Origin of the sequence: Chryseobacterium turcicum (genome assembly GCF_021010565.1) — a bacterium.
Classification (GTDB): Bacteria; Bacteroidota; Bacteroidia; order Flavobacteriales; family Weeksellaceae; genus Chryseobacterium; species Chryseobacterium turcicum.
This window is the reverse complement of sequence record NZ_JAJNAY010000001.1, coordinates 1,682,742-1,705,804: the sequence shown is the minus strand read 5'-3', so window position 1 is coordinate 1,705,804 and position 23,063 is coordinate 1,682,742. Positions and strand designations below refer to the sequence as shown.

Here is a 23,063-nt window from a genome sequence, read left to right as displayed (position 1 = left end):
TTCCACAATAAGTATTTTCTGTATTATCGCCAATTTTGTATTGCAAATAAAGCAATAGAAATTATGGCAACAAATAACAATAAAGAGACCGTTTACATTCCTTTAGAAGATGTAGAAAGCGAACATTGCGCATTAATCGTTGAAAAAGGATTGGCAAAAGTTGATGGTATTGAATCTCAAAAAGTAGAAATCAACAACCGCAGAGCAGCGATTACTGTTACAAATACCGAAACCATTGGTAAAGCCGTAAAAGCGGTTAAAGACTTAGGTTATGGCGTTCCCACCGTTAAAAATTCTTTCCCCGTTTTGGGGATGACCTGTGCTTCTTGTGCGGGCAGTGCCGAAAGTATCGTAACCTATGAACCTGGTGTGATTGACGCTTCTGTCAACTACGCAACAGGAAATCTAACAGTTGAATACCTTCCCAATATGACAGACGCTACCAAACTGCAAAAAGCAGTTCAAAGCGTTGGTTATGATTTGCTTATTGTTGATGAAGCAAAGCAACAGGAATCTTTGGAGACCATCCATGCAGAGAAATTCAAAAAGTTACAAAACAAAACAATTTGGGCGGTTATATTGTCATTACCCGTTGTAGCCATCGGCATGTTTTTTATGGATATGCCTTATGGCAACGAAATTATGTGGGCATTTTCTACTCCTGTCGTACTTTGGCTGGGTAAAGATTTTTTCATCAATGCATGGAAACAAGCCAAACACCGTTCTGCAAATATGGATACCTTGGTCGCATTAAGCACAGGGATTGCCTATTTATTCAGTGTATTTAACATGTTTTTTATGGATTTCTGGCAGCAGAGAGGATTGCATGCGCATGTTTATTTTGAAGCTGCAGCGGTCATTATCGCATTTATTCTTTTGGGTAAATTATTAGAAGAAAAAGCCAAAGGCAACACCTCTACTGCCATCAAAAAGCTGATGGGTTTACAGCCAAAAACAGTCATGGTTATAGCTCCAGACGGAACAGAAAAACAAACAGCTATTGAAGATGTACATGTAGATGATATCATCCTGGTAAAACCTGGCGAAAAAATTGCAGTCGACGGAATGGTTACTTCTGGCAATTCGTATGTTGATGAAAGTATGCTGAGTGGCGAACCTGTACCGGTATTAAAGCAAGAAAATGAAAAAGTATTTGCCGGAACCATTAATCAAAAAGGGAGTTTTCAATTTAAAGCAGTGAAAGTAGGTAAAGAAACCATGCTTGCCCAAATTATTAAAATGGTGCAGGATGCGCAAGGCAGTAAAGCTCCTGTACAAAAATTGGTTGATAAGATTGCAGGTATTTTCGTACCGGTAGTGATTGGCATTGCGATACTTACTTTTATTTTGTGGTTTATTTTGGGTGGTGATAATGGTATCGTACAAGGATTGTTAGCAGCCGTTACCGTATTGGTTATTGCTTGTCCTTGTGCTTTGGGATTGGCCACGCCTACCGCCATTATGGTGGGTGTTGGTAAAGGGGCAGAAAATGGTATTTTGATTAAAGATGCCGAAAGTCTTGAGTTGGCTAAGAAAGTTAATGCCATTGTTTTAGATAAAACAGGAACAATAACCCAAGGAAGACCGGAAGTAACAAGCATTCAGTGGCTTAACAATGATGATGCAACCAAGACTATTTTACTGAGTATCGAAAAACAGTCAGAGCATCCTTTGGCAGAAGCAGTCGTGAAGCATTTGGCAGGCGTTGCTACCACAACTTTATCAAACTTCGACAGTATTACAGGGAAAGGTGCAAAAGCGACTCATGACAACGAAACCTATTTTGTAGGAAATAAAAAACTCTTGGCAGAAAACAACATCGCGATTTCAGAATCATTACAAAACCAATCTGACGAGTGGGGCAAACAATCTAAAACGGTCATTTGGTTTGCAAACAGCCAGCAGGCACTTTCTGTTATTGCTATTTCTGATAAAATAAAGGAGACATCCGTTCAGGCCATTAAAGAAATGCAAGAAATGGGTATCGAATTGTATATGTTAACGGGTGACAATGAAGCTACCGCTAAAGCAATTGCTGAACAAACAGGTATTCTGCATTACAAAGCCGAAGTATTGCCACAGCACAAAGCAGATTTTGTAAAAGAACTGCAACAGCAAGGCAAAGTAGTCGCAATGGTAGGTGACGGAATTAATGACAGCACCGCTCTAGCAACAGCCGACGTAAGTATTGCGATGGGTAAAGGCAGCGACATTGCAATGGATGTAGCCAAAATGACCATCATCTCATCAGACCTTACCAAGATACCTCAAGCTATACGCTTATCTAAGCAAACCGTGGCCACGATTAAGCAAAACCTTTTCTGGGCATTTATTTACAATCTAATTGGGATTCCTTTAGCTGCCGGAATATTATATCCCATCAACGGTTTCTTGCTCAACCCAATGATAGCCGGAGCTGCAATGGCTTTGAGTAGTATAAGTGTAGTAACCAATAGTTTAAGATTAAAATGGAAGAAATAAATCTGTAAATATCACAAATCAAAAGGGAAATAGTGTAAAAAATAAGTACAAGACAATGCAGAAATTTGTACTACAAAAATTTATTTAAAATGAAAAATATAGAATTGAGCATACCAGGTATGCAAAGTGCACATTGCCAAGCAAGAGTAAATAGCGCAATCGCAGCTATTGAAGGTATAAAAATCGAAAACTTAGAGGCTGGAAAATTATCCGTTTCTGTTGAAAGCGACGAAGTAAAAAAAGAGCTGGTAGACACTATTGAAAAAAACGGCTACAAAGTAGACGCTGATGATAGCGAAAAAGGTGCAAGCCCTTCAAGCGGATGCTGTACTAACTAAAAGTTTAATTTAATTTCAGGGATAGTGTATCAACAATACATTACATCCCTGAATTTTTAAATTTAGCCAACTAAGAGATTCTTACTTTATAAGGCTAACAAAAAAAATAGAAACAATATACGGATGAAAAAATACAAGTGGATTACTCATAAAATAGTAAAGGAAACGGAAGATACTATTAGCATATATTTTGATACTGCACAAGAGGTATTCAGTTACCTTCCGGGGCAATATCTTAACGTAAAATGTATGATAAATGACGAGCTGGTCATCAGGTCATATTCATTTAGTTCAAAACCATCCGATAAATTTCCCTCTATAACAGTAAAACGTGTTGCCCGAGGAAAGATGAGCAACCATCTTGTAGATAATGCAATGTTCATTTCAATTTGGGAAATAGAAGCTCCATTTGGCAATTTTGTTTTAGAAAATCAGATTACAGAACAAGCTCAAATAGTTCTGTTAGCTGGCGGAAGCGGTATTTCACCTCTATTTTCTATGTTGAAAAGTATTGATAAAAAGATAAAAATGCCTTTACTTATTTACGGCAATAAATCTCCCGAAGAAACTATCTTTTGGGACGAATTGGAAGCTATGCAAATGGAAAGACAGCTCAACACCTATTATTCTTTTACCTCCAACGAGTTTACATCATCCGAAATCAACCATATCTCAGAGAGGTTTTCTCTGCCTATACTCCACTCTATCATCACGGAACAAATTGAAATGGTGGAAGAAGCGCATTACTACATTTGCGGCCCAGTTGGGTTGATGAACCTTTATCAGAAAGCTTTACTTGGGCTGAATATTCCGCCAAAACAGATTCATACCGAATATTTCGCCCTTGTTCCCGAAGAAAATTTCGTGTTTGAAAATGATGATATATCTAAAGATGTTATCGTAAATTATTTTCAGGACCATTACATTAAAGATGAAGTACAGACCTACGAATGTACTTCGCTTATTGAAGTAAAAGCCAGTCAATCGCTATTAGATGCAATGAAGGAACATCATATTAAAGTTCCGACAGCTTGTAAAAATGGAACCTGTGGCACTTGTTGGGCGCTTAAAACCGATGGTGAAGTGCGGATGGTCAACAATCACGCACTTACAGAAGAGAATATCTCGGAAGGCATTATTTTGCTATGTCAGAGTTATCCGCTCAATCAGGAAGTCGTCATCAATCTATCTTGACCTTTTATCTAAAAAACGAATATCAAGAATTTTAATATTTGACTAAGTATTAAAAAACCACACAAAACAACTGAATATTAGATGATTACAATAAAAATCCGATATATCTTTCAGTTGCGATATTAAGTAATTAAATCTATAATCAGTAAATCTTACAAATCAAACCCCAAAAACAGTAAAAGAAATCGGGCTATTTTGGCTCAACTTTGTATCAATAAATAATTTAAAATAAAAAAAATGGAAAATATGAATTTTCAGTTCAAAACAAATATCAATTGCAGCAGCTGCTTAGCAAAAGTAACCCCTTTTTTAAATGAGGCTAAAGGTATTGAAAAATGGGAAGTAGACACTTTCAATAGAGAAAAAATCCTCACCCTGAAATCTGAAGGAATTAGCGAACAAGAAGTTATAGAAATAGTTCAGAAGGCAGGTTTCAAAATTGAAGCCATAAAATAATTTAAAAAGATGAAAAGGCTAATACATACATTGTTGGGCGTAACCGTCTGTTTGGCTACTTTATCGGCCTGTAACAATGTAGAAACTAAAAAAAGTAAAGAAATGACAAATCACGAACACACAGACAATAAAAGCGCTTACGCTTGCCCAATGCACTCGGAAGTAACCGGAAAACAGGGCGAAAAATGTCATATCTGTGGAATGGATTTGAAAGCAGTTAACCCTGATAATGCAAATCCTTATCAGGTACAGCTAACTTCTTTTCCACAAAATATAGAAGCCGGAAAACCAACGAAATTGACCCTTGCCATAAAGCAAAATGAAAAAAATGTGCCTCTGGATATTTCACACGAGATGAAATTACATGTCATGGTGGTAAATGAAGATTTAACTTGGTTTCACCACATTCATCCGGAAGAGCAGGCTGACGGTGCCCATGCTGTCACCGAAACATTCCCCAATGGTGGAAAGTATCTGATTTTTTCTGATTTTAAACCGACCGGCGGCGAACAAACTTTAAACAAGCAGGAAATTGAAGTACAAGGAAAAAACATTCCACTTAATAATGACATTTCAACCAAATATGTCTCAAAAGTAGATGGATTTACAGTAACTCTTATCAATGGAAGTGATTTTAAAACCAATAAAACACAACATCTGGAAATAGCCATCGAAAAAGACGGAAAAAAATTAAACGAAAATGACTTGCAACAATATTTAGGCGCATCTGCCCATATCGTAATGATTGGGAAGGTAGATAAAGAATTTTTGCATATTCATCCGGTGTCAGACAAGCGTTTCCCGATTTTTGCACAAACACATATCGAAAAACCAGGAGTTTACAGAATGTGGGCGCAGTTCAAAATCGATGGAACAGTGCATACCGCAGATTTTACCGTTGAGGTAGCAGAAGGTAAAAAAGGCGAAAACGAAGAAAAATCGCACGCGCATCAGCACTAAAAGGTTTTTGAAAACAAGTGTGGCTAGTCCTGTACAGCTAACAAGACAGATAATCTAAAATTATTTCTAAATCTTCTATAAAAATGATTGAAGATACTTCTGGATTGGTCACAAAAACAAAAATCATCACTTAATAATTAAGTGATGATTTTTTTTATCATACAAATGCTTTTTTAAGTGAAAAAATCTAATTCCCTTGCGAAGCCGCATTCAAATAATCATCACTGATATCTTTATCTTTTTTAAAATCCATTTTTCCGAATTTATAACTGAAACTGATTCCAAACGAACGAAGCGGTAAATAGCGCTCAGAATATGAGCTATAATCATTCGTATTAACTGTCGTAACTTGGTTAATATATTTGCTGAAAGGATTGGTCGCCGTAAAACCTATACTCGCTTTTTTGTTCCAAAATTGTTTTCTCGCTGCAATGCTGTACGTGATAGATTGAGGGTTTTTACCCTGAATATTTTTCGCTGAAGAATTATAATTTCCAAACATTTCTACAATAAAATCTTTTGGAAACTGATAATTCATATTCAAATTTAATCGATAACGCATTCCCATATCAACATTTCCAAAATAATCGCTGACAATATATCGGTGGAAAAGCATCATATTTCCACGAATATTTAATTTATTATTTAACAAAGGAATTGAACCCGACAAAATACCTCCGGAATTATATTCTTTCCCAATATTGTCCCTAGAAGTAACAGAAATATTGGTATAATCTGTTCCATTAACGGTATAAATTGGGTAAAAAGTGGTGATTTGTTTTAAATCCTGACTGTTTATTCTTTCTGTAAGCGTCAACGAAAGATTAGCTCCATTTTCAAAACTTTTATTGTAGCCCAATTCCATATTATCGCCAATTTCAGGTTTTAATGAAGGATTTCCTGTGGTCAAATTATGAGGATCGCTGAAGTTTAAAAACGGATTCAATTCAGAATATTCAGGTCTTTCAACTCGTCTTGTATAAGCCAGTTTTATCGTTTCTCCGCTGTCAAATTTGTGTGACAGAATAAATGAAGGAACGAGCAAACTGTAAGATGGAATATTGGTATTCTGATAATCAATTTTCACCGTTGTATATTCGTAACGTGCTCCTGCTCTTACATCCAGCCAATCATTAAATAATTTTAGGGAAGATGAAAAGTATGTCGCATAAACTCCCATATCATATTTCAAATGAAAAGACTGAAAAGGATCAGATTCATATTGTCCTGACAAAGCATCCAAAACATTTACATTAGTTGCGGTTGTAATGTGCTGAAAAACCGATTTCGCACCCATTTCCAGCGTCACTTTATCATTAATTGGCTGTACATAATCAACTGACAAATTATGACTTGTATCTGTTCCCGGATTGCTTCCGGAAATGCCGTCATACGGAGAAAATGCGCCGGCTAAACTCTGCGTTTGCAAATAATTACTTTTCGGCGAACCAAAGCTTACCACATAATCTGCCGTTAATTCCTGACCTTCTTTTTGAAATGTTTTTCGGTAACTTAAATTGGCATCAATAGAATTCACAGAAGAACGATTGTCAGAGTTTCTGTAACCGATAATTGACTGTTCGCCCGATGTAGAAAAATCCCTAATATACTGTTCCTGATTGATGAACCCAATGCTTTTATTAGCAAAATCATTGTAAGAAATCGAACCGCTCAACGCATTTGCCTTGTTGATTGACCAGTCAAAACCCAAACCTGTACGATATCCGTATCTTTGAAAATCGGTGTACCCATTTTGCAGTAACTGAGTTTCGTTCGTTGTGGTATGTGAAATTCTATTTTGCGAAGAAGGCGTTCGGGATTTCAATTGTGCATTTCCGCTGAAAAAAGCATTTAAACTGAAATTGTTATTCCTAAAATTAAGATTGACAGAACCAGTTTCAAATCTTGTTCCCAAAGAACCGTTGACAATTCCGTTGATGCCTTTTACTTTACTTTCGTTCAGAACAATGTTGATAATTCCGCCAGTTCCTTGTGCATCATATTTTGCTCCAGGACTTGTAACCGCTTCTATACTTTTTATCTGACTTGCAGGAATCGAAGCCAGCGCATCAGCGAGACTATTTCCGAATATACTGGACGGTTTTCCATTAATTAAAAACCTGACATTCGGATTTCCTTGAAGCTCGACATTTCCGTCTGCATCTACAGTTACCTGCGGAACTTTTCTCAAAATATCTATCGCAGCACCAGTTTGTGATGTTAAATCATTGGCAACATTATAAACGATTTTGTCAATTTTATTTTCTACAACAGCCTTTTTTCCGCTAATGATAACTTCCTGAATGTTTTTAATTTGATTTCCTTTTAAAGAATCTTTCGTTGTTCCCGGATTTGTAGTTTGGGCGTTAGCCAATATTGTAAATAGTAAAATAATAGGAATTGATAGTTGTTTCACAGTGCTGTAATTATTATGACACAAAAGTGAAGCCCAATTTTGTAAGAATTTTGAATTTATAAGGATTTAAGAAAATAATTTGATTATTTATATTTGTAATTTTTAACGTCAAGTTTGCAAAGTTTTTTTTAAAAATGATTGAAAATACTTATTGGCTCGTAAAGGTGCTTCGCTCAACAAAATCAGATAAATTATTAAAAATAAAACCACAATAGCGATGTTCTATTGTGGTTTATATTCAAATACAATCAGTTCATTTAAAAACTCTTAACAAAGCCAATTCCTACACTTTTATTCTGGTAAAAAGGCATCACCATTGTTGCTGAATTCTTATTTTTCCCTCCCAAAAGAGTATTTATTTTTGGAAATAACCAATACGATAATTCTGTCGAAAGAATCCCAAAACCGGCTCCGGCAACCACATCTCCAAACCAATGTTTGTCATTCAGCATTCTGTAAACTCCGGTGAAAACAGCTAAAGAATATCCTGAAATTCCGAGTAAAAAATTGGTATCTTTATATTCTCTGTACATAAACTGCGCAGACGCAAATGCAATCGCAGTATGGCCCGAAGGAAACGACAGATTATTAGATTGGTCGGGTCTTTCTTCTTTTGTAATATGTTTCAAAGGAAGCACAAATGCAGAAGTTATCATCATCGACGTGCCGTAGATTATACTTCTGTCACGAAAATTGTGTTTCCCTTCTACTCCGAATGCATTTAATCCATAAACCAATGCTGCAGGCGCAAATTGAGAGTAGTTATCAAGTCTGATGTGGTCTGGTTTGTGTTCGTTAATCTCGTCTCTTGTGGAGAAATTTAATTGTTTTAAACCATTCATACTTAAACTGGCGGCGCCATATCCAATCAGCACTGTCGGAACAATTAATTTTTTATAGTTTAACGTATTTTTTTCTGTATTCAGTACAATTGTGCTGTCTTTTTCAGCTTCCTGAATCTGAACTGTATCATTATTTTGCGCCTTACAATTTCCAAAAACTGATAGTAAAATGAAAAGGCTGACGGCTGTTATTTGACGGTAATTTGACATTTCTTTGTGTATTAGAATTTATTAAAATCATTTGTGAGTCGAACATTAACTTCTTTAAATTTCGCAAGGGTATTTTGCCCGTACTCTGTAAAATATTGGTGATTTTTTAGAAAATCATAGTTCTCCATCTGCCATTCTTCATCTGTAAAAACAAGTCCGAGATATTTTTCGAACTCCAATCTTAAAGCTTTTTCATATTTAGGATAATTAGTTTTTGTTAAATGAAATAAATCTGTATCACATAGAATTTTTTCAACCTCTGATATAGGATTTTGAGGATTTTTTGTAGAATCGATACATTGTAAAACCTTTTGGATGAAATCTTTTTCACAACCGAAATTTCTAAGAAAATCACTGGCAATTCTCTTACTTTCTTGTTCGTGACCTTTATAAATAAAAGCATATCCGCAATCGTGAAACCAGGCAGAAACCTGCAAAATGCAAATATCTTCCTCAGAAAGTTCACTTTCCTGACAGATTTCACGCACTGCAGAAACCACTTCATAAGTATGCCCGATATTGTGAAAGGTCAATTCGTTTGAAAGATTTTCTGTAAGAAAAAGGATCGCATAATCTCTTACAGCTTGTAATAAATTATTCATCTTTATTATATTTAAAACTTATAGCTATAACCCAATCTTACAACCTGTGTTTCGTAGTAATCATCGCTGGTGTAGCGGAAGCCAATTCCCTGAATCTGCTTTTTAACCACCATCGTATTTAGCAAATCGGTAGCATTAAAAAACAACTCTCCTTTTCCGTTTTGAATTGACTTTTTAATACCAACATCAACAGAAAACCTCGAACCTATTTTCCCTTGTGGAATAATATCCGGAGCCAAATAAACTGCCGTCAGCTGAGCATCAAATCCACCAACAAATTTGAAAGTATTATTGAATTTCACATTTCCAGATATAGCATTTTGCATTTCTGCCGAAAAAGAATTCGGAGTCGGATAAAGGTTGGTTACGGTAAAAGCATTAATCTGGTTTCTGTAAAGATTTCCATTGATATTAAATGAATACACTTTTGAAATTTTCTGATTTAAAATCATTTCAAGTCCTGAATTATAGCTTTTTCCGGCATTCTGAAATACAGCATAAACTAAAGTGCTCCCCGGAACAATACTCGAAATTCTCGTAATTGTTCCATTAGAAAAACGATGATACAATGCAGAATACAAATAGCCATTATCCCAGTTATATTTATGTCCCAACTCAACCGAATTGGTAAATTGAGGTCTCAATTCGGGATTTCCCACCTTGATAATTTCGGCATCGTCATATTTTGGAAAAATTCTGATATCCACTTCATTGGGTCTATCAACTCTTCTGTTGTAAAAAATTGAAAATTTGTTTCTGTCATTGAGTTTATATGCCAATCTCATATTTGGAAACGGTTGTGTGTAATTGTAACCATCGCTTTTATAGGTTGGATGATTCAGGTTGACATCGTACTGAATGTTCACATATTCTAACCTTACTCCCAATTCAGCTTCCCATTTTGGAGTTTCGAAAATATAATTCGCATAAACGGCAGGAATTAATTCTTTGTAATTTGCCCAACCTCCTGCATTCACATCCAAAACAGAGTTTGCTCCGGGAATAAAATTCATATTGGTAGGAATACTTCGGTTTCTCAATTTAATTCCGGTTTCCAATCGTCCGTATTTAAAAGGTTTGATGTAATCTATATTCAAATCAAAAACCTGCTCATCCGATAATAATTTAAAAGCATCTGTTCCTGTGGAATTTGGCAAATAATTATCATAAAAATATTTTTCATCTTCTCTGTGAAAGGTATAATTGAAACCCACATTCAGCAAATGACCCGCTTCTTTGAATTTATGCTGATAATTAGCCGTTCCCATTATCGTTGTCTTCAATTCATCTTCCAAAAACTGCCACAAGCGAAGGCGTTGAGAAAAATCTCCGTTGAAAAAAGGCTGGTCACCACGGTCAATAATTTTTTCACTTCCATACATTCCGGAAACCGTTAATGAATTTTGAGAATCAATATTCCAATCCAAACCGGCTTTTGTCGTTAGAAAATTGGTATTTCTGTTTCGTTTTAATTGAGAGTTAATGATTGTTCCGTCATCGTAAGTTCTTGTAACGAATTCATTTTTATTCAATGTCTGTGTGTAAAGGTTATCTGCCTGAAGAAATAAATTAACCTTATTTTTTCTGTAGTTAAGAGACAATGAAGGATTAATTTTCGGTGTAAAACTATATTGAGGTCTTATCGTAGGAAGATTTTCTTGTCGCACCCAAAGCGAACCCGTTCCGTAGGTAAAACCTACTTTTCCGTTCCAGCCATTTTTTGTATTTTTCTTCATGATAATATTGATGATTCCAGCGTTTCCATTGGCGTCATATTTTGAAGAAGGATTGTTGATAATCTCAATTCTATCAATGGAAGAAGCGGGAATATTATCTAATCCGGTCTGACTTCCGAAACCTGTAAGAGCAGTTTGCTTTCCATCAATTAAAACTGTGATTTTATCATTTCCTCGCAACTGAACTTTCCCATCCTGAACTGTAACTCCCGGTAAATTCTGCATCGATTGTAGTACAGAACCACCACTCTGACTGATATTATCAGCTACAGAATAGGTCTTTTTATCCATCTGATTGCTGATTTCGTTTTTCTTTGTTGAGGTTAAAATAACTTCCTCAATCTTAGTTTCTTTTTCGTCTTTTAGCTGTTCCAATTCAATATCAGGAACTTCAAGAAATTCTGAAAGACTTCCCACAAACAAAGCCTGTCTCTGCTTTTGAAACCCTGAATGTGAAAACTCCAGCTTATAATTACCAGGTTTAATTCCTGTTAAAGAAAATCTCCCTTCTTCGTTAGTAATTGTTCCAGCCACAAATGCCGTATCTTTTTCTGTTTTTGCCACTACGTTCACGTAAGACAAAGCCAATCTGCCAGTTTTATTTTTGATTAATCCGGAAATAGTCACGCCTGCAACCTGAGCATAAGCCATACAAGAACTTAATATCATTATCAAAAAAAGAAATAATCTGATTCTATCCATTACGTTTATTTTCATACAATAATCCGGAATGATTTAGAAGAAATTTTGAATTCCATTAGTCAAAATCAAATCTGGAGATTATTTACAAATAAAAGCCACTTATAAAAGTGGCTTCCGTCTAATAAAAATAATCGGCTTAATTATCTAATCTTTATGAAGTTTGATAAAATTACCTTTTACATCAAACAAAGCATCTCCATTCTCAACTTCTGCTTCGTACATTATTGTTCCGTTGGCTTTCGTGATTTTTGCAGCTTCTTTTATTTTTCCTAATTTATTTTTCGCAATATAAGATGAAACTTTTTCAGGAAGCTGATTAGCTTTAATTTCAACTTCTTTTTCTTCTAAAGCTCCCTGAGCATTATAAACCACACTCATTTCCTGCCCTTTGTATTTGAAAGAAGCTTCAAATTTTCCGTCTTCTTTTCCCACTCTGCTTTTGTAGTAGGATAAGCTTTTTGAAATGATTTTTCTACAACATCGGGAACTTTTACACTTTTTTCTTTTTTCTCCTGAGAATATGCCAATGTGCTTAAACTCATTAAAGCCATTGCTAAAACTAATTTTTTCATTTTAAATATTTTAAATTAATACGGTAAAGTTGAAACCCAATTTTGAAGAGATATTGAATTTTTGGAAGTATATTAAAAAAAACATTTAAAATAAGCCATAGAAAAAAATGCCGATTTTCTAAAAATTCTAAATTATAACTGAGTGATTACATTCATTTAACATTCTGTAAAAAAACTACATTGTAAGTATGCTAACTTATAAGGAAAATTACAAATGACTTTATTTTAATTTTTAACAAATTATGAATTATTTATTTCTTCTTGTTTAAAGTTGATTTTACTCAACAAAGTCGGTAAAACGATTAATAAAAGAGGCAATGCAATGATAAATCCACCAATAACGGCGATGGCTAAAGGTTGATGCATTTGTGCGCCAGTTCCGATTCCTAAGGCTAAAGGCATTAGAGCGATAATTGCTCCTAAAGCAGTCATTAATTTCGGACGAAGTCTTGTGCTGATGGCGTAGATTACAGCCTGTTCTTTGGTTTTCGTTGCTAAACTTTCGTGGAATTGCAGATAGGTGAAAATGGCATTTTCTCCGATGATTCCGACCATCATAATGAGTCCTGTGTAACTACCTACATTCAAAGGAGTGCTGGTTAAAAACAACAATAAAATACCTCCCGAAAGTCCTAAAACTGACACCAATAAGATGATTAAAGCCACCAAAACATTTCTGAAAAGAAAAAGCATCACAGAAAAAACCAATAAACTGGAAACCACCAAAATGATAAGCAATTCTTTAAAAGATTTTTGCTGTTCGGCATATGCACCCCCATAAACTACAGAATATCCGCTTGGTAATTTTATTTTCTGATTGATTTGATTCTGAATTTCCTGAATCGTTCCACCCAGATTTCCGTTATCCAATCTTGCGGTTACAATTCCTAAAGTCTGCAAATCTTCTCTATTAACTTCGGCTGACCCCGTGATGATGTTTACCGTTGCAAATTCACTCAAAGGTTTCAAAGTTCCGTTGGGCAGAGCAATCATACTGTTGTTGATGTCGCTTAAAGACTGGTTACTTTTTTCGTTGTATAATAATCGTATCGGCGTGTATTGTACATTATCAAAAATATTTCCAGCAACATTTCCATCTAAATTGGCCTGCAATTGATTCTGAAAATCGGATAACGAAATATTATACTGAGCTAAAACAGAAAGTTTCGGAGTCACAACCATTGATGGTCCTGCAATCACAATTCCGTCAAAAACATCAGCGGTACCGTTTACTTTCTCTACAATTCCTGCTATTTTTTTAGAATAATCTTCAATCACTTTTTGGTCTGTCCCGAAAACTTTAATTTCAATTGGCTGAACACTGCTCATCAAATCGCCCAACATATCGGTAATAACCTGACCAAAATCGACCGTCAATGGCAAACCTGAAGCATCGATTTTTGCACGGATTTCGTCAGTCACTTCATTCGTAGTTTTGCTTCTGTTTTTCTTTAATTGAATTAAATAATCGCCTCGATTCGGTTCTGTGATGAAGAAACCCATTTGTGTTCCTGTTCTTCTGCTATACGCCTGAACTTCTGGTGTAGAAGTGATAATTTTCTCAACTTCTTTTAATTCTCTGTCGGTTTCTTCCAAAGAAGTTCCCGGTGGCGAATTGTAATCTAAAACAATGCTTCCCTCATCCATATCAGGCAAAAATCCGGTGCTGAGATTGGGAACAATTAAAGCTGTTAAAACAATTAATACTATAATAAAAGCATAACTAAATATTGGTTTTATTATGAAAAATCCGACCCATTTTCTTTCCTTCACATCATGATGCTGAAGGTGGGTTTCTTTTTTGTTTCCTGAAGAAAGTAATAGATAAATAATTGGTAATAATATCCAAGTTGCAAAAAATGAACAGATTAAAGTGATAATCATTGTATCTGTCATCACTTTAAAATAAGCTCCCGCAACTCCACTCATCAACATAAAAGGCAGAAAAATAACAATTGTACTGAGCGACGAACCAACCATTGCTTTTAATAAATAATTAATCGCTTTTTGCACCAACGTTTTGGAATCTTCTTCCGGATGTTCTTCGTGAGTTCGATGGATTTGTTCCACCACAACAATCGCATCATCGATGATTAATCCTATCGCAGCAGCGATTGCGCCCAAAGTCATAATGTTGAATGTTTGTCCCATTATATAAAGAACCAACATCGTAAGACTTAAAGTAATCGGAATTATGATTAAAATAACCGCACTCGCTTTCCAAGAACGAAGAAAAATAATCGCTACGATAATTGCCAAAACCAATCCAATCCACAAAGCATCGGTAACACTTTTGATGGAATCATTCACAAAATCTGCCTGAACGTAATATGGTTTTAATACTAAATCTTTCGGCAAAGTTTTCTGCAATTCTGCAATTTTTGCTTCCATTGCTTTACTTAAATCCACCACATTGGCGTTGGGTTGCTGAATGATGGCAATCAGAATGCTTTCCTGTCCGTTGGCGTTGACTTTTATATATTGTTTGGCATTATGAACATTGATTTGAGCAATATCACTCAACAAAACGATTCGATTTCCATTATTACTTACAACCAAATTTTTCAACTGACTTTCATTACGAATTTGAGCATCGGTAAGCGTTAAATATAAATATCGAAAATCGGAAGAATAGCCATTAGATTTAATGAAATTAGTATTATTGATAGCCTGTTCCACCGAAGAAGGCGCAATTCCTAATCTCGCCATTATTTCCTGATTCATCACGACACGAAATTCTTTATCCTGTCCACCGATAATTCTCACTTCACTTACTCCCGGAACTTGTGAAAGAAAAGGTTTGATGGTGTAAAGTGCCAATTGTTTCAGTTCAATTGGGTCTTTAGAACTGGAATTTAATGAATAACCCATTACCGGAAGAATTGACGGGTTCATTTTTTCAACAGAAATATTAACGTCTGCCGGTAATTGATTTCGAACTTGGTTGATGCTGCTTTCAATCTGTTGTTTAGATAAATCGACATTTACATTCCAATCCATAAAAGCTGATATTTCACAGCTTCCACGACTAGTTGTACTTTTCAAAACCTGCAAATCGGGAACTTTTTTTACGGCATCTTCCAAAACTTTAGTCACCCCGATTGTCATTTGGTTGACAGGTTGCTGTCCCGTATCTGCAATGATTTTTATTTTCGGAAAAGTAATCTGCGGAAATAAAGCCGACTGAATTTTGGTATAAGAATAAATTCCGCTTGCCAATATCAGGAAAATTAATACCAATAAAGGACTTTTATAAGTTACAAAAAATGACTTTTTCATAAAGCTAAGGTTTTTGTATTTTTACCGTTGCCGTATCACTCAATCCAAAATTTCCAGAGATAATCACTCTGTCTTTCGTCGTCAGATTTCCTGATTTTATCTGAATATATTTATCTGTTTCCACACCTTTTGTAATATCAGTTTTTACAGCAGTCGTATCATTAATTAATTTCATTACCCAAAAAGAAGACTGTGTTTCATCACTTACAACCGCCATTTTAGGAACAGAAAGTCCATAAGCGGAAGTTTTAGAAAAGCTAATGGTCCCAATTAAATTCTCAGGAATATTATTATTGGGAACTTGCAAAAGCACTTTTACGGTTTGAGAAACCGCATCAACAGAAGGCATTACTTTGGCAATTTTCCCCTGTAAAACTGTATTATCTGGCAAAGTAATCGGTAAAGAGCCTTTATTTTTGATGATTTGAAGGTATTCATAAGGCACATCAACCACGAAACCAAAACTGCTCGCGTCGGTAATGGTTGCCAAAACTTCTCCGTCTTGTACATAATCTCCGATTTGATGATTCAGCATGGCAACGTAGCCTGTTGCAGGGCTCGTTACCGTCGTCGTTCCGTTGAAACGAAAAGATTTATCCAGTTTATTGATGGTATTTCCCAATGCTCTCGCTTCTTTGGTCTGTAATCCGAAAAGTAGACTTCCTTTTCCGACACGGTCTGCTAACTTGATGGTCATTTTGGTGATGTAGCCTGTAGAATTGGCTTTTACATCAGATTTAAGTAAATAAGTTGCCGTTGCATTGAGTGTAATTGTATTATTTAATTGGACTGTATCTGACGGATAAGCGACTATGACTAATGTTTTTGGTTTCGCATTGGTCACAATCTCGGGTGCAGATTCTGTAGTTTTACTGCAGCTTATCATTAAAAAACTGAATAAAAGAATAGCAACTCCATTTTTAAAATTAAAACAGAAATCAGGATTAAAAGGTCGAATCTTGCAGCCCGACCTGAGCGGAAATCCTTTTTTATTTTTCTCAAAAAAATAAAAAAGATTGGGAGCGGAGGGCGGATTAGCTGCCCAAACCCTATTATTAATAGTCTTCATAATTATTGAATAATTAGATATTGCAACTGGTTTTTCAGATTGAATAATGTCGTGTTGTACTGAATGATATTTCCTTTTAAACTCAATAAATTGTTGATGGATAAAATAAAATCGACCATCCTCACATCGCCTGTCGGAAGTTGTTTGGCATTGGCATCAACCAAGGTTTTAGCATAAGTAATTTGCTGATTTGCGGTATTTATCAATTGATGATACTGCTCTAGCTGATTGCTAATCTGAAAAATCTGCTGTTGATATTGCCTTTGAGTCTGCTCAAGATACTTTTGTCGGGTTTGCAATAATAATTGATTCTGTTGCAGCAACATTTTTTTCTGATGCCCATCATAAATCGGAATGCTAACTCCGACTCCGACGCTCAAACCGAAATTTTTATACGGCGTACTGGTAAACGAAGACTGATAACCGCTATCCGAAAAAGCCGTAATCTTCGGTTTATAATTGTACTGAATGATTTTAGCGTCGTTTGAAAGCTTTAAACTATCGGCTTTAAAGGCATTTTCGTAGATACTTTGTTCAAAGGAAACAGGATTTAAGGTTTCATTAAAAGAAGGAGAATCAAGAGGTTCGAAAGTGTCATCAACAATTCCTGAAACATATTTTAGTAACGAATAATTGTTCTGCCAATCGGCTTTTTGCTGTTCGAGAGTCAGCTCATTTTGTTGAAGCGTCACTTTAAAAGTCAGATAATCTGTCTGTTTGAAAACTGAAGCTTGTGTCAGTTTTTTCAATACAATATCTTCCTGATTCAGCAAATGAATGATTTCTTTACTTAAATTATATTGTTGCTGACTCGCATACGTGGCAATATATTGGTCAGTAATTTGTTTTTTTAGTGTCTGAAGACTGATATTTTTCTGTGCTAAAACTTGGGCAATACTTGCATTAACTCCGTCAAGTCGGGTATTCAAATTATTACGACTAATGAATTCTTTGGCAACCCGAACGCCTGCAAAAAGCGATTGTCCGTTTGTGAGTGCATTATCGTATCCCCAACCTTTTATATTCGGTGAGTATGCTACATTTCCTTCTCCGGTAAAGATAAAACCATACGTTGCCTTTAATTTTAAACTGTCAATTCGATTAGAAATAATCTGATTGTTGTAATCATTTAAAACAGGACTATTGGTTTCCGCCGTCGCAAGGAAATAAGGCAGTGTATTTTTTGATTGCGCATCAAGTTTTAAACAACTCATTGAAACTATCAACATCAAAAAAACACGAGCGAAATATGTCTGTAAAGTATTCATATTCTACCAATTATTAGGTAAATATGAGACCCAATTTTGTGGAAATTTTGAATAAAAAAAAGATTGATACTAATATCAATCTTTATATGTTTTGTTTAAATGATTTATACTTGGATTAACGTACTTTCATTTTTCCATTTTTAAATCTTTCACTTGCGGTTTGATAATACGAAATCGTTTCAGCAACCTGCTCATTATTCTTTGATTTCACTTCTGATAAAGACTTATCAGCTCCCGAAACCACAAATTGTTTCACTCTTTTTCGGTCATCAATTTGGGTGAAAATATTTCCTTTCAGCATCCCCAACGTTCTGTAATTTCCGATAAAAGCTCTTTCGTCACCGATTTTTGTTTGGTTAATGTCTTTTCCGTACAAACTGGTATTGTAATTCCATCCTAAATATCCAAATAATGTTGGCATCACATCAATCTGAGAAGTCAATCTTTCAATTTTTTCAGGCTGTTGTTTTAAGTTATAAATAATTGCCGGAATATGATGTTTTGCAATATTAATTTCCCATTTCCCGGCACTGCTTGCGCAATGGTCTGCAACAATCACAAACACGGTGTTTTTAAACCAAGGTTTTGATTTTGCATCGTTGATAAACTTTCCTAAAGCGTAATCTGTATATTTCACTGCCCCATTTCTTTCGCCTTGTGGAAGGTCAATTTTACCAGCAGGAAAAGTATAAGGCTTGTGATTGGAAGTCGTCATTACAAACTGAAAAAATGGTTTGTTTGCTTTGGTGCTTTTATCAGCATATTTTATCGATTGTTTGTACAAATCTTCATCACAAATTCCCCACGCATTTTCAAAACTCACTTCTTTATCTTCTATCTTGAATCTTTGTGTTTTAATGTTGTCAGATAAAGGGTTTCCTCGGTCTCTGTCGACAATATCGAATCCTTGTCCGCCAAAGAAATTATTCATATTATCAAAATAACCGTCACCTCCATAAATGAAATAAGGCTGATAGTTTTTAGACTTTACAATGGTTGAAACAGAAAATAAATTATCATTATTTGGTCTTCTCACAATACTGTTTCCGGGAGTTGGAGGAACGGATAACGTTAACGCTTCCATACCACGAACGGTTCTGGTTCCGGTTGCATACAAATTGGTAAAGAATACACTCTCGTTGGCTAATTTTTCATAATTCGGAGTCAGGTTATCTTTATTTCCGAATGTGCTTAAAAAGTCGGCACTGAAACTTTCGATGGCAATCACAATAATATTCGGATTCTCCACTTGATTTCCTTTTGTCGCTCTCGAAATATCATCAAATTGAGTCGAAACATAATTTTGATTTTCCTGCAAAAGACTTTTCTTCACCACAGAATAAGCTTCTTTATCTGAAAGTTTTGGATAAAATGTTTCATAATCCAATTCATTAGATTTAAATGCTGAAACAAATGAAAATGCTCCATTTTTCCCCAATTCATTCACCACCAAATTATTGCTAAAATCTGCTTGTTTATTTTTCATTAAAAATCCTAAAGCAACAGCAATGATTACAAAAGGAAGTATATATTGAATACGATTTGAAATCGGACTTTTATCTGAAAAAGTATTTTTAAAAATATTGCATTTCTTAAAAATGAAAATAGTGGAAACAATCAATCCCACTAAAACCAAAGCAATTACCGGCAAAGGATAAGACTGATTAATATTCTCAACAACCTCATACGTGTAAATTAAATAATCTACCGCAATGAAATTGAATCTTACGCCAAACTCGTCCCAAAAAGGAATTTCCGCCAAAAGGCTGAAGTAAATAATGATGAAAATAAGGGTTAAATAAAAGTAAGTAAAGCATCGGTCAAACACAGAACCAATCCATCTTTTTGGAAATATCAAAAGATAAATTCCATATAAAAAAAGGAATAATGAGCCTATCGCCAAATCAAACAGAAATCCCGTAAAAAATGCTCTAATGATGTAAAACAGGCTAAAATCTACATCTTTTGAAGACCAAATTAGAAGAACTACTCTTATCAGAAATGAGAGTAAAAGATATAAACTCAATGTACTGAAAAGTGCTGAAAACCGTCCTTGGAAAGGTTTCTTTAGTGAATTCGATATTTTCATAGTTATTTTAAATTAAAATACAATCCGCAATAATAGAGTTCAATTTTGAAGAAATTTTGAATTTTTCTAATTGGATTGTTTTTTTTTAAATATAGGAATTTATTTTATTCTAAAAATTTGGGCCAATTTCGAAGAAAAATTGACAATCAACCTTAAATAATTCCCCCATCCTTTCCGAAAGAATATTTAATATTCGGTCACTTTAAATCCCTACAAAAAACATTATGTTTACAAAGAAACTTTAAAATAAAAGTTTAAAATTTCACAGAAAAAATGTGAAGGTTATTTTTAAAATCATAACTGATTTCCCAATTCTGAAACCTGCAAATTTCCTTTATAATAGCGAGACCAAGACCGCTTCCACTATTATCGTTTGAAAACCTTTTAAATCTTGTGAATATTAACTCAGGATTGAGGCTTTCTGTTCCGGAATTAGATACGGTAAAATATCCAGATGCTAACTCAACATTCATCATTCCACCTTGACTTGTATGTCTTATTGCATTGATTAAAAGATTATTAATTAAAATCTCTGTAAGAGATATATTTCCTTGAGATCTAACATTTTCATCCATTTCAGACGAAAAAACAATGCTTTTTTGATGGATATGTTCTTCCAGATTTCCGAGAGAATGATTGATTAGTTCATTAATGTCCATTTCTATGATATCAAATTGGCTGTTTTCAATTTTCGCCAATAAGAGAAGGTTTTTATTAATTCTTGAACTTCTACTTAATGCAATATTAATCTCTTCGATGATTACATAATGCTCATCCGTTAAATCTTTACTTTGCAGTAAAATATCCAGCTTGTTCTTTATAATGGCAAGTGGAGTTTGTAACTCGTGCGAAGCATTTTCTGTAAATTCTTTTTGTCCTTTAAAAACATAAACACTATGGTCGATTAATTTGCGCAACGATTCGTTCAGCTCTTCAAATTCGATAGTATCAGTCTTATAAAAACTGATTTGATTGTTAGTGTTCAGATTGAATTTTTTCAATTTTCCCAAAGTATCTCGGAAGGGCCCCCAAATGGTTTTAGATAGTCTTCTGTTCAAAATAAAAAGACCAATAACAATCATAATAAAGAAAAAACCAGTGACAAGCCCGATAATCATTACCGTGTCTTCGGTTTCTTCAATATTGGTTTCTATTGTAAATAAATAGGGAACATTTTTGATATAAATTACCTTTTTCAGGCATCTGTAACGCTCTATTTTTTTATCTGCTGAAAAGGGTTTAAATTTTTCTTCCGTGAAAATCGTATCCGGTTTAATCTGGTCTGAGTTTATTCTTTCAATATTTGTTCCCGGCTGAATTTTATTCCATAAGGCTATATTTTGCTGAATTTCTTCCTGACTGATATCACTCCTATTAAATTCATAAGAAGTTTTCTCAGCCACAATCGTATTATGCTCGTCTAATTCTTCCTGCCAAATAAAATCAACTACAAAATAATAAACAGGAATGCTTATCGTAAGTACGATTAATACATAGATAATAAACGGTTTTGTGGTTTTACTTAATAGCGGTTTCATAGCTTAATTTATCCATTTGTATCCTGTTCCGTACACCGTTTTCAGGTAGTGGTCACAACCTGCATCATAAAGTTTTTTCTTTAAATTTTTCACATGAGCGTAAACAAAATCATGATTATCGAGCATATCAGCAAAATCTCCCGATAGATGCTCTGCCAAAGTACTTTTAGAAATCACCTTATTTTTGTTTCCGACAAAATAAATCAATAAATCAAACTCTTTTTTGGTTAAAACAACAACTTCACGATTGACTGTAATGGTCTTTGATAAAAGGTCGATTTGCAATTCGTTTTGCTGAATGATATTAGAATTTTCAAACTGCTTTCTTCGGATGATAGAAAATACCCGCGCCATCAATTCAGACAAATGAAAAGGTTTGGTTAAATAATCATCAGCGCCCAGCTGCAAACCATTTACTCTGTCGTCTACAGCATTTTTTGCAGAAACAATAATCACTCCATCCTGTTTATTTTGCTTTTTTAATTCTTGCAATATCTCAAGCCCGTTTCCATCTGGAAGCATAATATCTAAAATAATACAGTCATACTCGTGATTTTCAATTTTATCAATAGCCTCACGAAAATTAGTCGCAAAAGAGCACAAATAATTCTCTTCAGATAAATATTCTGCAACACTTTGAGCCAGCTCTTTTTCGTCTTCTATGATTAGTATTTTCATTTTGCTAATTTATATATTGAATTTAGAAGAAATTTAGAATAATAATTTTTAAAAAGAAATTTAACAAACAGATGTTTAATTACAAATGTATTAACGAAATTAATGATACTATTTTAATTAAATGGATAATTAAGCGATCTCTTTCATTTAAAACAAAACAGGTCGATTTCCATCTAAAAATTAGACATTAAAATTAAAAGCAATTTAACAATGGAATCATTTGATTAAAACTAAAAACATTTATCTTTGCGCCCATGTTGAGATGGTTTTCCATAATATTTTCGATGATTTATGTACTTGCAACGACCAATGTAGCGGAAGTGTTGAAAGTACCTTTATTTATAGAACATTTGATGGAATACCCGGGAACTGTTACTGAATTTCTCGTTGAACATTACGATAATCATCAACCGGATGCAGACTGGGAGACCGACCAAGAGCTTCCCTTCTTTAATCCTCCTGTTGTTTTGATGGTTTACGCAAAACTTCCCGACACTACTTTTCACTTCGAAAAAATAAAAGAGATTATTATTTCTCAAAAACCAACTGTTTATAAGGAAAAGGACTTTTCCAGCTCTTATCTTTCCCGTATTTTTCAGCCACCACGCTTTTGTTAATTGATTTTTAATTTAA

At 34.6% G+C, this 23,063-nt stretch carries 18 protein-coding genes; 6 read left to right on the top strand and 12 right to left on the bottom strand.

Features of this window, described 5'->3' with window-relative positions:
- The first annotated feature begins 63 nt into the window (after positions 1 to 63).
- The 5 genes from LO744_RS07690 to LO744_RS07670 all read left to right on the top strand — a co-directional run bounded on the left by LO744_RS07690 (position 64) and on the right by LO744_RS07670 (position 5,429).
- A complete protein-coding gene (locus LO744_RS07690; protein ID WP_230668506.1) occupies positions 64 to 2,481 on the top strand; it encodes a heavy metal translocating P-type ATPase in 2,418 nt (805 codons plus the stop codon).
- 89 nt (positions 2,482 to 2,570) lie between these two features.
- On the top strand, positions 2,571 to 2,819 hold the full coding sequence (locus LO744_RS07685; RefSeq protein WP_230668505.1) for a heavy-metal-associated domain-containing protein: 249 nt from the start codon (positions 2,571 to 2,573) through the stop codon (positions 2,817 to 2,819).
- Positions 2,820 to 2,942: 123 nt separating this feature from the next.
- On the top strand, positions 2,943 to 4,013 hold the full coding sequence (locus tag LO744_RS07680) for a flavin reductase family protein (RefSeq protein ID WP_230668504.1): 1,071 nt from the start codon (positions 2,943 to 2,945) through the stop codon (positions 4,011 to 4,013).
- A 237-nt stretch (positions 4,014 to 4,250) separates the two neighbouring features.
- Complete coding sequence (locus LO744_RS07675; RefSeq protein ID WP_230668503.1) at positions 4,251 to 4,469, top strand: heavy-metal-associated domain-containing protein; 219 nt, start codon at positions 4,251 to 4,253, stop codon at positions 4,467 to 4,469.
- Positions 4,470 to 4,478: 9 nt separating this feature from the next.
- Positions 4,479 to 5,429, top strand: a complete 951-nt coding sequence (locus LO744_RS07670; protein WP_230668502.1) for a heavy metal-binding domain-containing protein — start codon at positions 4,479 to 4,481, stop codon at positions 5,427 to 5,429.
- 187 nt (positions 5,430 to 5,616) lie between these two features.
- Here the strand turns inward: LO744_RS07670 and LO744_RS07665 are convergent, their stop codons facing one another.
- The 12 genes from LO744_RS07665 to LO744_RS07610 form a co-directional block, all read right to left on the bottom strand.
- Positions 5,617 to 7,845 carry an outer membrane beta-barrel protein gene (locus LO744_RS07665; RefSeq protein ID WP_230668501.1) on the bottom strand — a complete coding sequence of 743 codons (2,229 nt, stop codon included), beginning with the start codon at positions 7,843 to 7,845 and terminating at the stop codon, positions 5,617 to 5,619.
- A 257-nt stretch (positions 7,846 to 8,102) separates the two neighbouring features.
- Positions 8,103 to 8,897: a phosphatase PAP2 family protein gene (locus tag LO744_RS07660; protein WP_230668500.1), complete on the bottom strand. Its 795-nt coding sequence runs from the start codon at positions 8,895 to 8,897 to the stop codon at positions 8,103 to 8,105.
- A gap of 11 nt (positions 8,898 to 8,908) precedes the next feature.
- On the bottom strand, positions 8,909 to 9,499 hold the full coding sequence (locus tag LO744_RS07655; protein ID WP_230668499.1) for an HD domain-containing protein: 591 nt from the start codon (positions 9,497 to 9,499) through the stop codon (positions 8,909 to 8,911).
- An 11-nt stretch (positions 9,500 to 9,510) separates the two neighbouring features.
- Complete coding sequence (locus LO744_RS07650; protein WP_230668498.1) at positions 9,511 to 11,937, bottom strand: TonB-dependent receptor domain-containing protein; 2,427 nt, start codon at positions 11,935 to 11,937, stop codon at positions 9,511 to 9,513.
- 144 nt (positions 11,938 to 12,081) lie between these two features.
- On the bottom strand, positions 12,082 to 12,369 hold the full coding sequence (locus tag LO744_RS07645) for a PepSY-like domain-containing protein (RefSeq protein ID WP_230668497.1): 288 nt from the start codon (positions 12,367 to 12,369) through the stop codon (positions 12,082 to 12,084).
- On the bottom strand, positions 12,312 to 12,509 hold the full coding sequence (locus tag LO744_RS07640; RefSeq protein WP_230668496.1) for a hypothetical protein: 198 nt from the start codon (positions 12,507 to 12,509) through the stop codon (positions 12,312 to 12,314). The genes LO744_RS07645 and LO744_RS07640 overlap by 58 nt, the downstream gene beginning before the upstream one ends.
- A gap of 240 nt (positions 12,510 to 12,749) precedes the next feature.
- On the bottom strand, positions 12,750 to 15,788 hold the full coding sequence (locus LO744_RS07635) for an efflux RND transporter permease subunit (RefSeq protein ID WP_230668495.1): 3,039 nt from the start codon (positions 15,786 to 15,788) through the stop codon (positions 12,750 to 12,752).
- Positions 15,789 to 15,792: 4 nt separating this feature from the next.
- Positions 15,793 to 16,857 carry an efflux RND transporter periplasmic adaptor subunit gene (locus LO744_RS07630; RefSeq protein ID WP_230668494.1) on the bottom strand — a complete coding sequence of 355 codons (1,065 nt, stop codon included), beginning with the start codon at positions 16,855 to 16,857 and terminating at the stop codon, positions 15,793 to 15,795.
- Between the two features lie 2 nt (positions 16,858 to 16,859).
- The gene (locus LO744_RS07625; protein WP_230668493.1) at positions 16,860 to 18,071 is read right to left on the bottom strand and encodes a TolC family protein; all 1,212 of its coding nucleotides are present in this window, start codon (positions 18,069 to 18,071) and stop codon (positions 16,860 to 16,862) included.
- Between the two features lie 169 nt (positions 18,072 to 18,240).
- On the bottom strand, positions 18,241 to 20,214 hold the full coding sequence (locus tag LO744_RS07620) for an LTA synthase family protein (RefSeq protein WP_230668492.1): 1,974 nt from the start codon (positions 20,212 to 20,214) through the stop codon (positions 18,241 to 18,243).
- A 254-nt stretch (positions 20,215 to 20,468) separates the two neighbouring features.
- Positions 20,469 to 21,752, bottom strand: coding sequence for a sensor histidine kinase (locus tag LO744_RS07615; protein WP_230668491.1), 1,284 nt, complete (start codon positions 21,750 to 21,752; stop codon positions 20,469 to 20,471).
- A 3-nt stretch (positions 21,753 to 21,755) separates the two neighbouring features.
- A complete protein-coding gene (locus LO744_RS07610) occupies positions 21,756 to 22,430 on the bottom strand; it encodes a response regulator transcription factor (protein WP_230668490.1) in 675 nt (224 codons plus the stop codon).
- A 284-nt stretch (positions 22,431 to 22,714) separates the two neighbouring features.
- Here LO744_RS07610 and LO744_RS07605 point away from each other — a divergent pair, with 284 nt between their 5' ends.
- A complete protein-coding gene (locus LO744_RS07605) occupies positions 22,715 to 23,047 on the top strand; it encodes a hypothetical protein (protein WP_230668489.1) in 333 nt (110 codons plus the stop codon).
- Positions 23,048 to 23,063 lie beyond the last annotated feature (16 nt).

Excerpts from the sequence above, each read along its gene's own strand:
- LO744_RS07690 (WP_230668506.1), top strand. The coding sequence starts at position 64 with ATGGCAACAAATAACAATAAAGAGACCGTTTACATTCCTTTAGAAGAT.
- LO744_RS07685 (WP_230668505.1), top strand. The coding sequence starts at position 2,571 with ATGAAAAATATAGAATTGAGCATACCAGGTATGCAAAGTGCACATTGC.
- LO744_RS07680 (WP_230668504.1), top strand. The coding sequence starts at position 2,943 with ATGAAAAAATACAAGTGGATTACTCATAAAATAGTAAAGGAAACGGAA.
- LO744_RS07675 (WP_230668503.1), top strand. The coding sequence starts at position 4,251 with ATGGAAAATATGAATTTTCAGTTCAAAACAAATATCAATTGCAGCAGC.
- LO744_RS07670 (WP_230668502.1), top strand. The coding sequence starts at position 4,479 with ATGAAAAGGCTAATACATACATTGTTGGGCGTAACCGTCTGTTTGGCT.
- LO744_RS07660 (WP_230668500.1), bottom strand. The coding sequence starts at position 8,897 with ATGTCAAATTACCGTCAAATAACAGCCGTCAGCCTTTTCATTTTACTA.
- LO744_RS07655 (WP_230668499.1), bottom strand. The coding sequence starts at position 9,499 with ATGAATAATTTATTACAAGCTGTAAGAGATTATGCGATCCTTTTTCTT.
- LO744_RS07650 (WP_230668498.1), bottom strand. The coding sequence starts at position 11,937 with ATGGATAGAATCAGATTATTTCTTTTTTTGATAATGATATTAAGTTCT.
- LO744_RS07640 (WP_230668496.1), bottom strand. The coding sequence starts at position 12,509 with ATGAAAAAATTAGTTTTAGCAATGGCTTTAATGAGTTTAAGCACATTG.
- LO744_RS07635 (WP_230668495.1), bottom strand. The coding sequence starts at position 15,788 with ATGAAAAAGTCATTTTTTGTAACTTATAAAAGTCCTTTATTGGTATTA.
- LO744_RS07630 (WP_230668494.1), bottom strand. The coding sequence starts at position 16,857 with ATGAAGACTATTAATAATAGGGTTTGGGCAGCTAATCCGCCCTCCGCT.
- LO744_RS07625 (WP_230668493.1), bottom strand. The coding sequence starts at position 18,071 with ATGAGTTGTTTAAAACTTGATGCGCAATCAAAAAATACACTGCCTTAT.
- LO744_RS07620 (WP_230668492.1), bottom strand. The coding sequence starts at position 20,214 with ATGAAAATATCGAATTCACTAAAGAAACCTTTCCAAGGACGGTTTTCA.
- LO744_RS07615 (WP_230668491.1), bottom strand. The coding sequence starts at position 21,752 with ATGAAACCGCTATTAAGTAAAACCACAAAACCGTTTATTATCTATGTA.
- LO744_RS07610 (WP_230668490.1), bottom strand. The coding sequence starts at position 22,430 with ATGAAAATACTAATCATAGAAGACGAAAAAGAGCTGGCTCAAAGTGTT.
- LO744_RS07605 (WP_230668489.1), top strand. The coding sequence starts at position 22,715 with ATGATTTATGTACTTGCAACGACCAATGTAGCGGAAGTGTTGAAAGTA.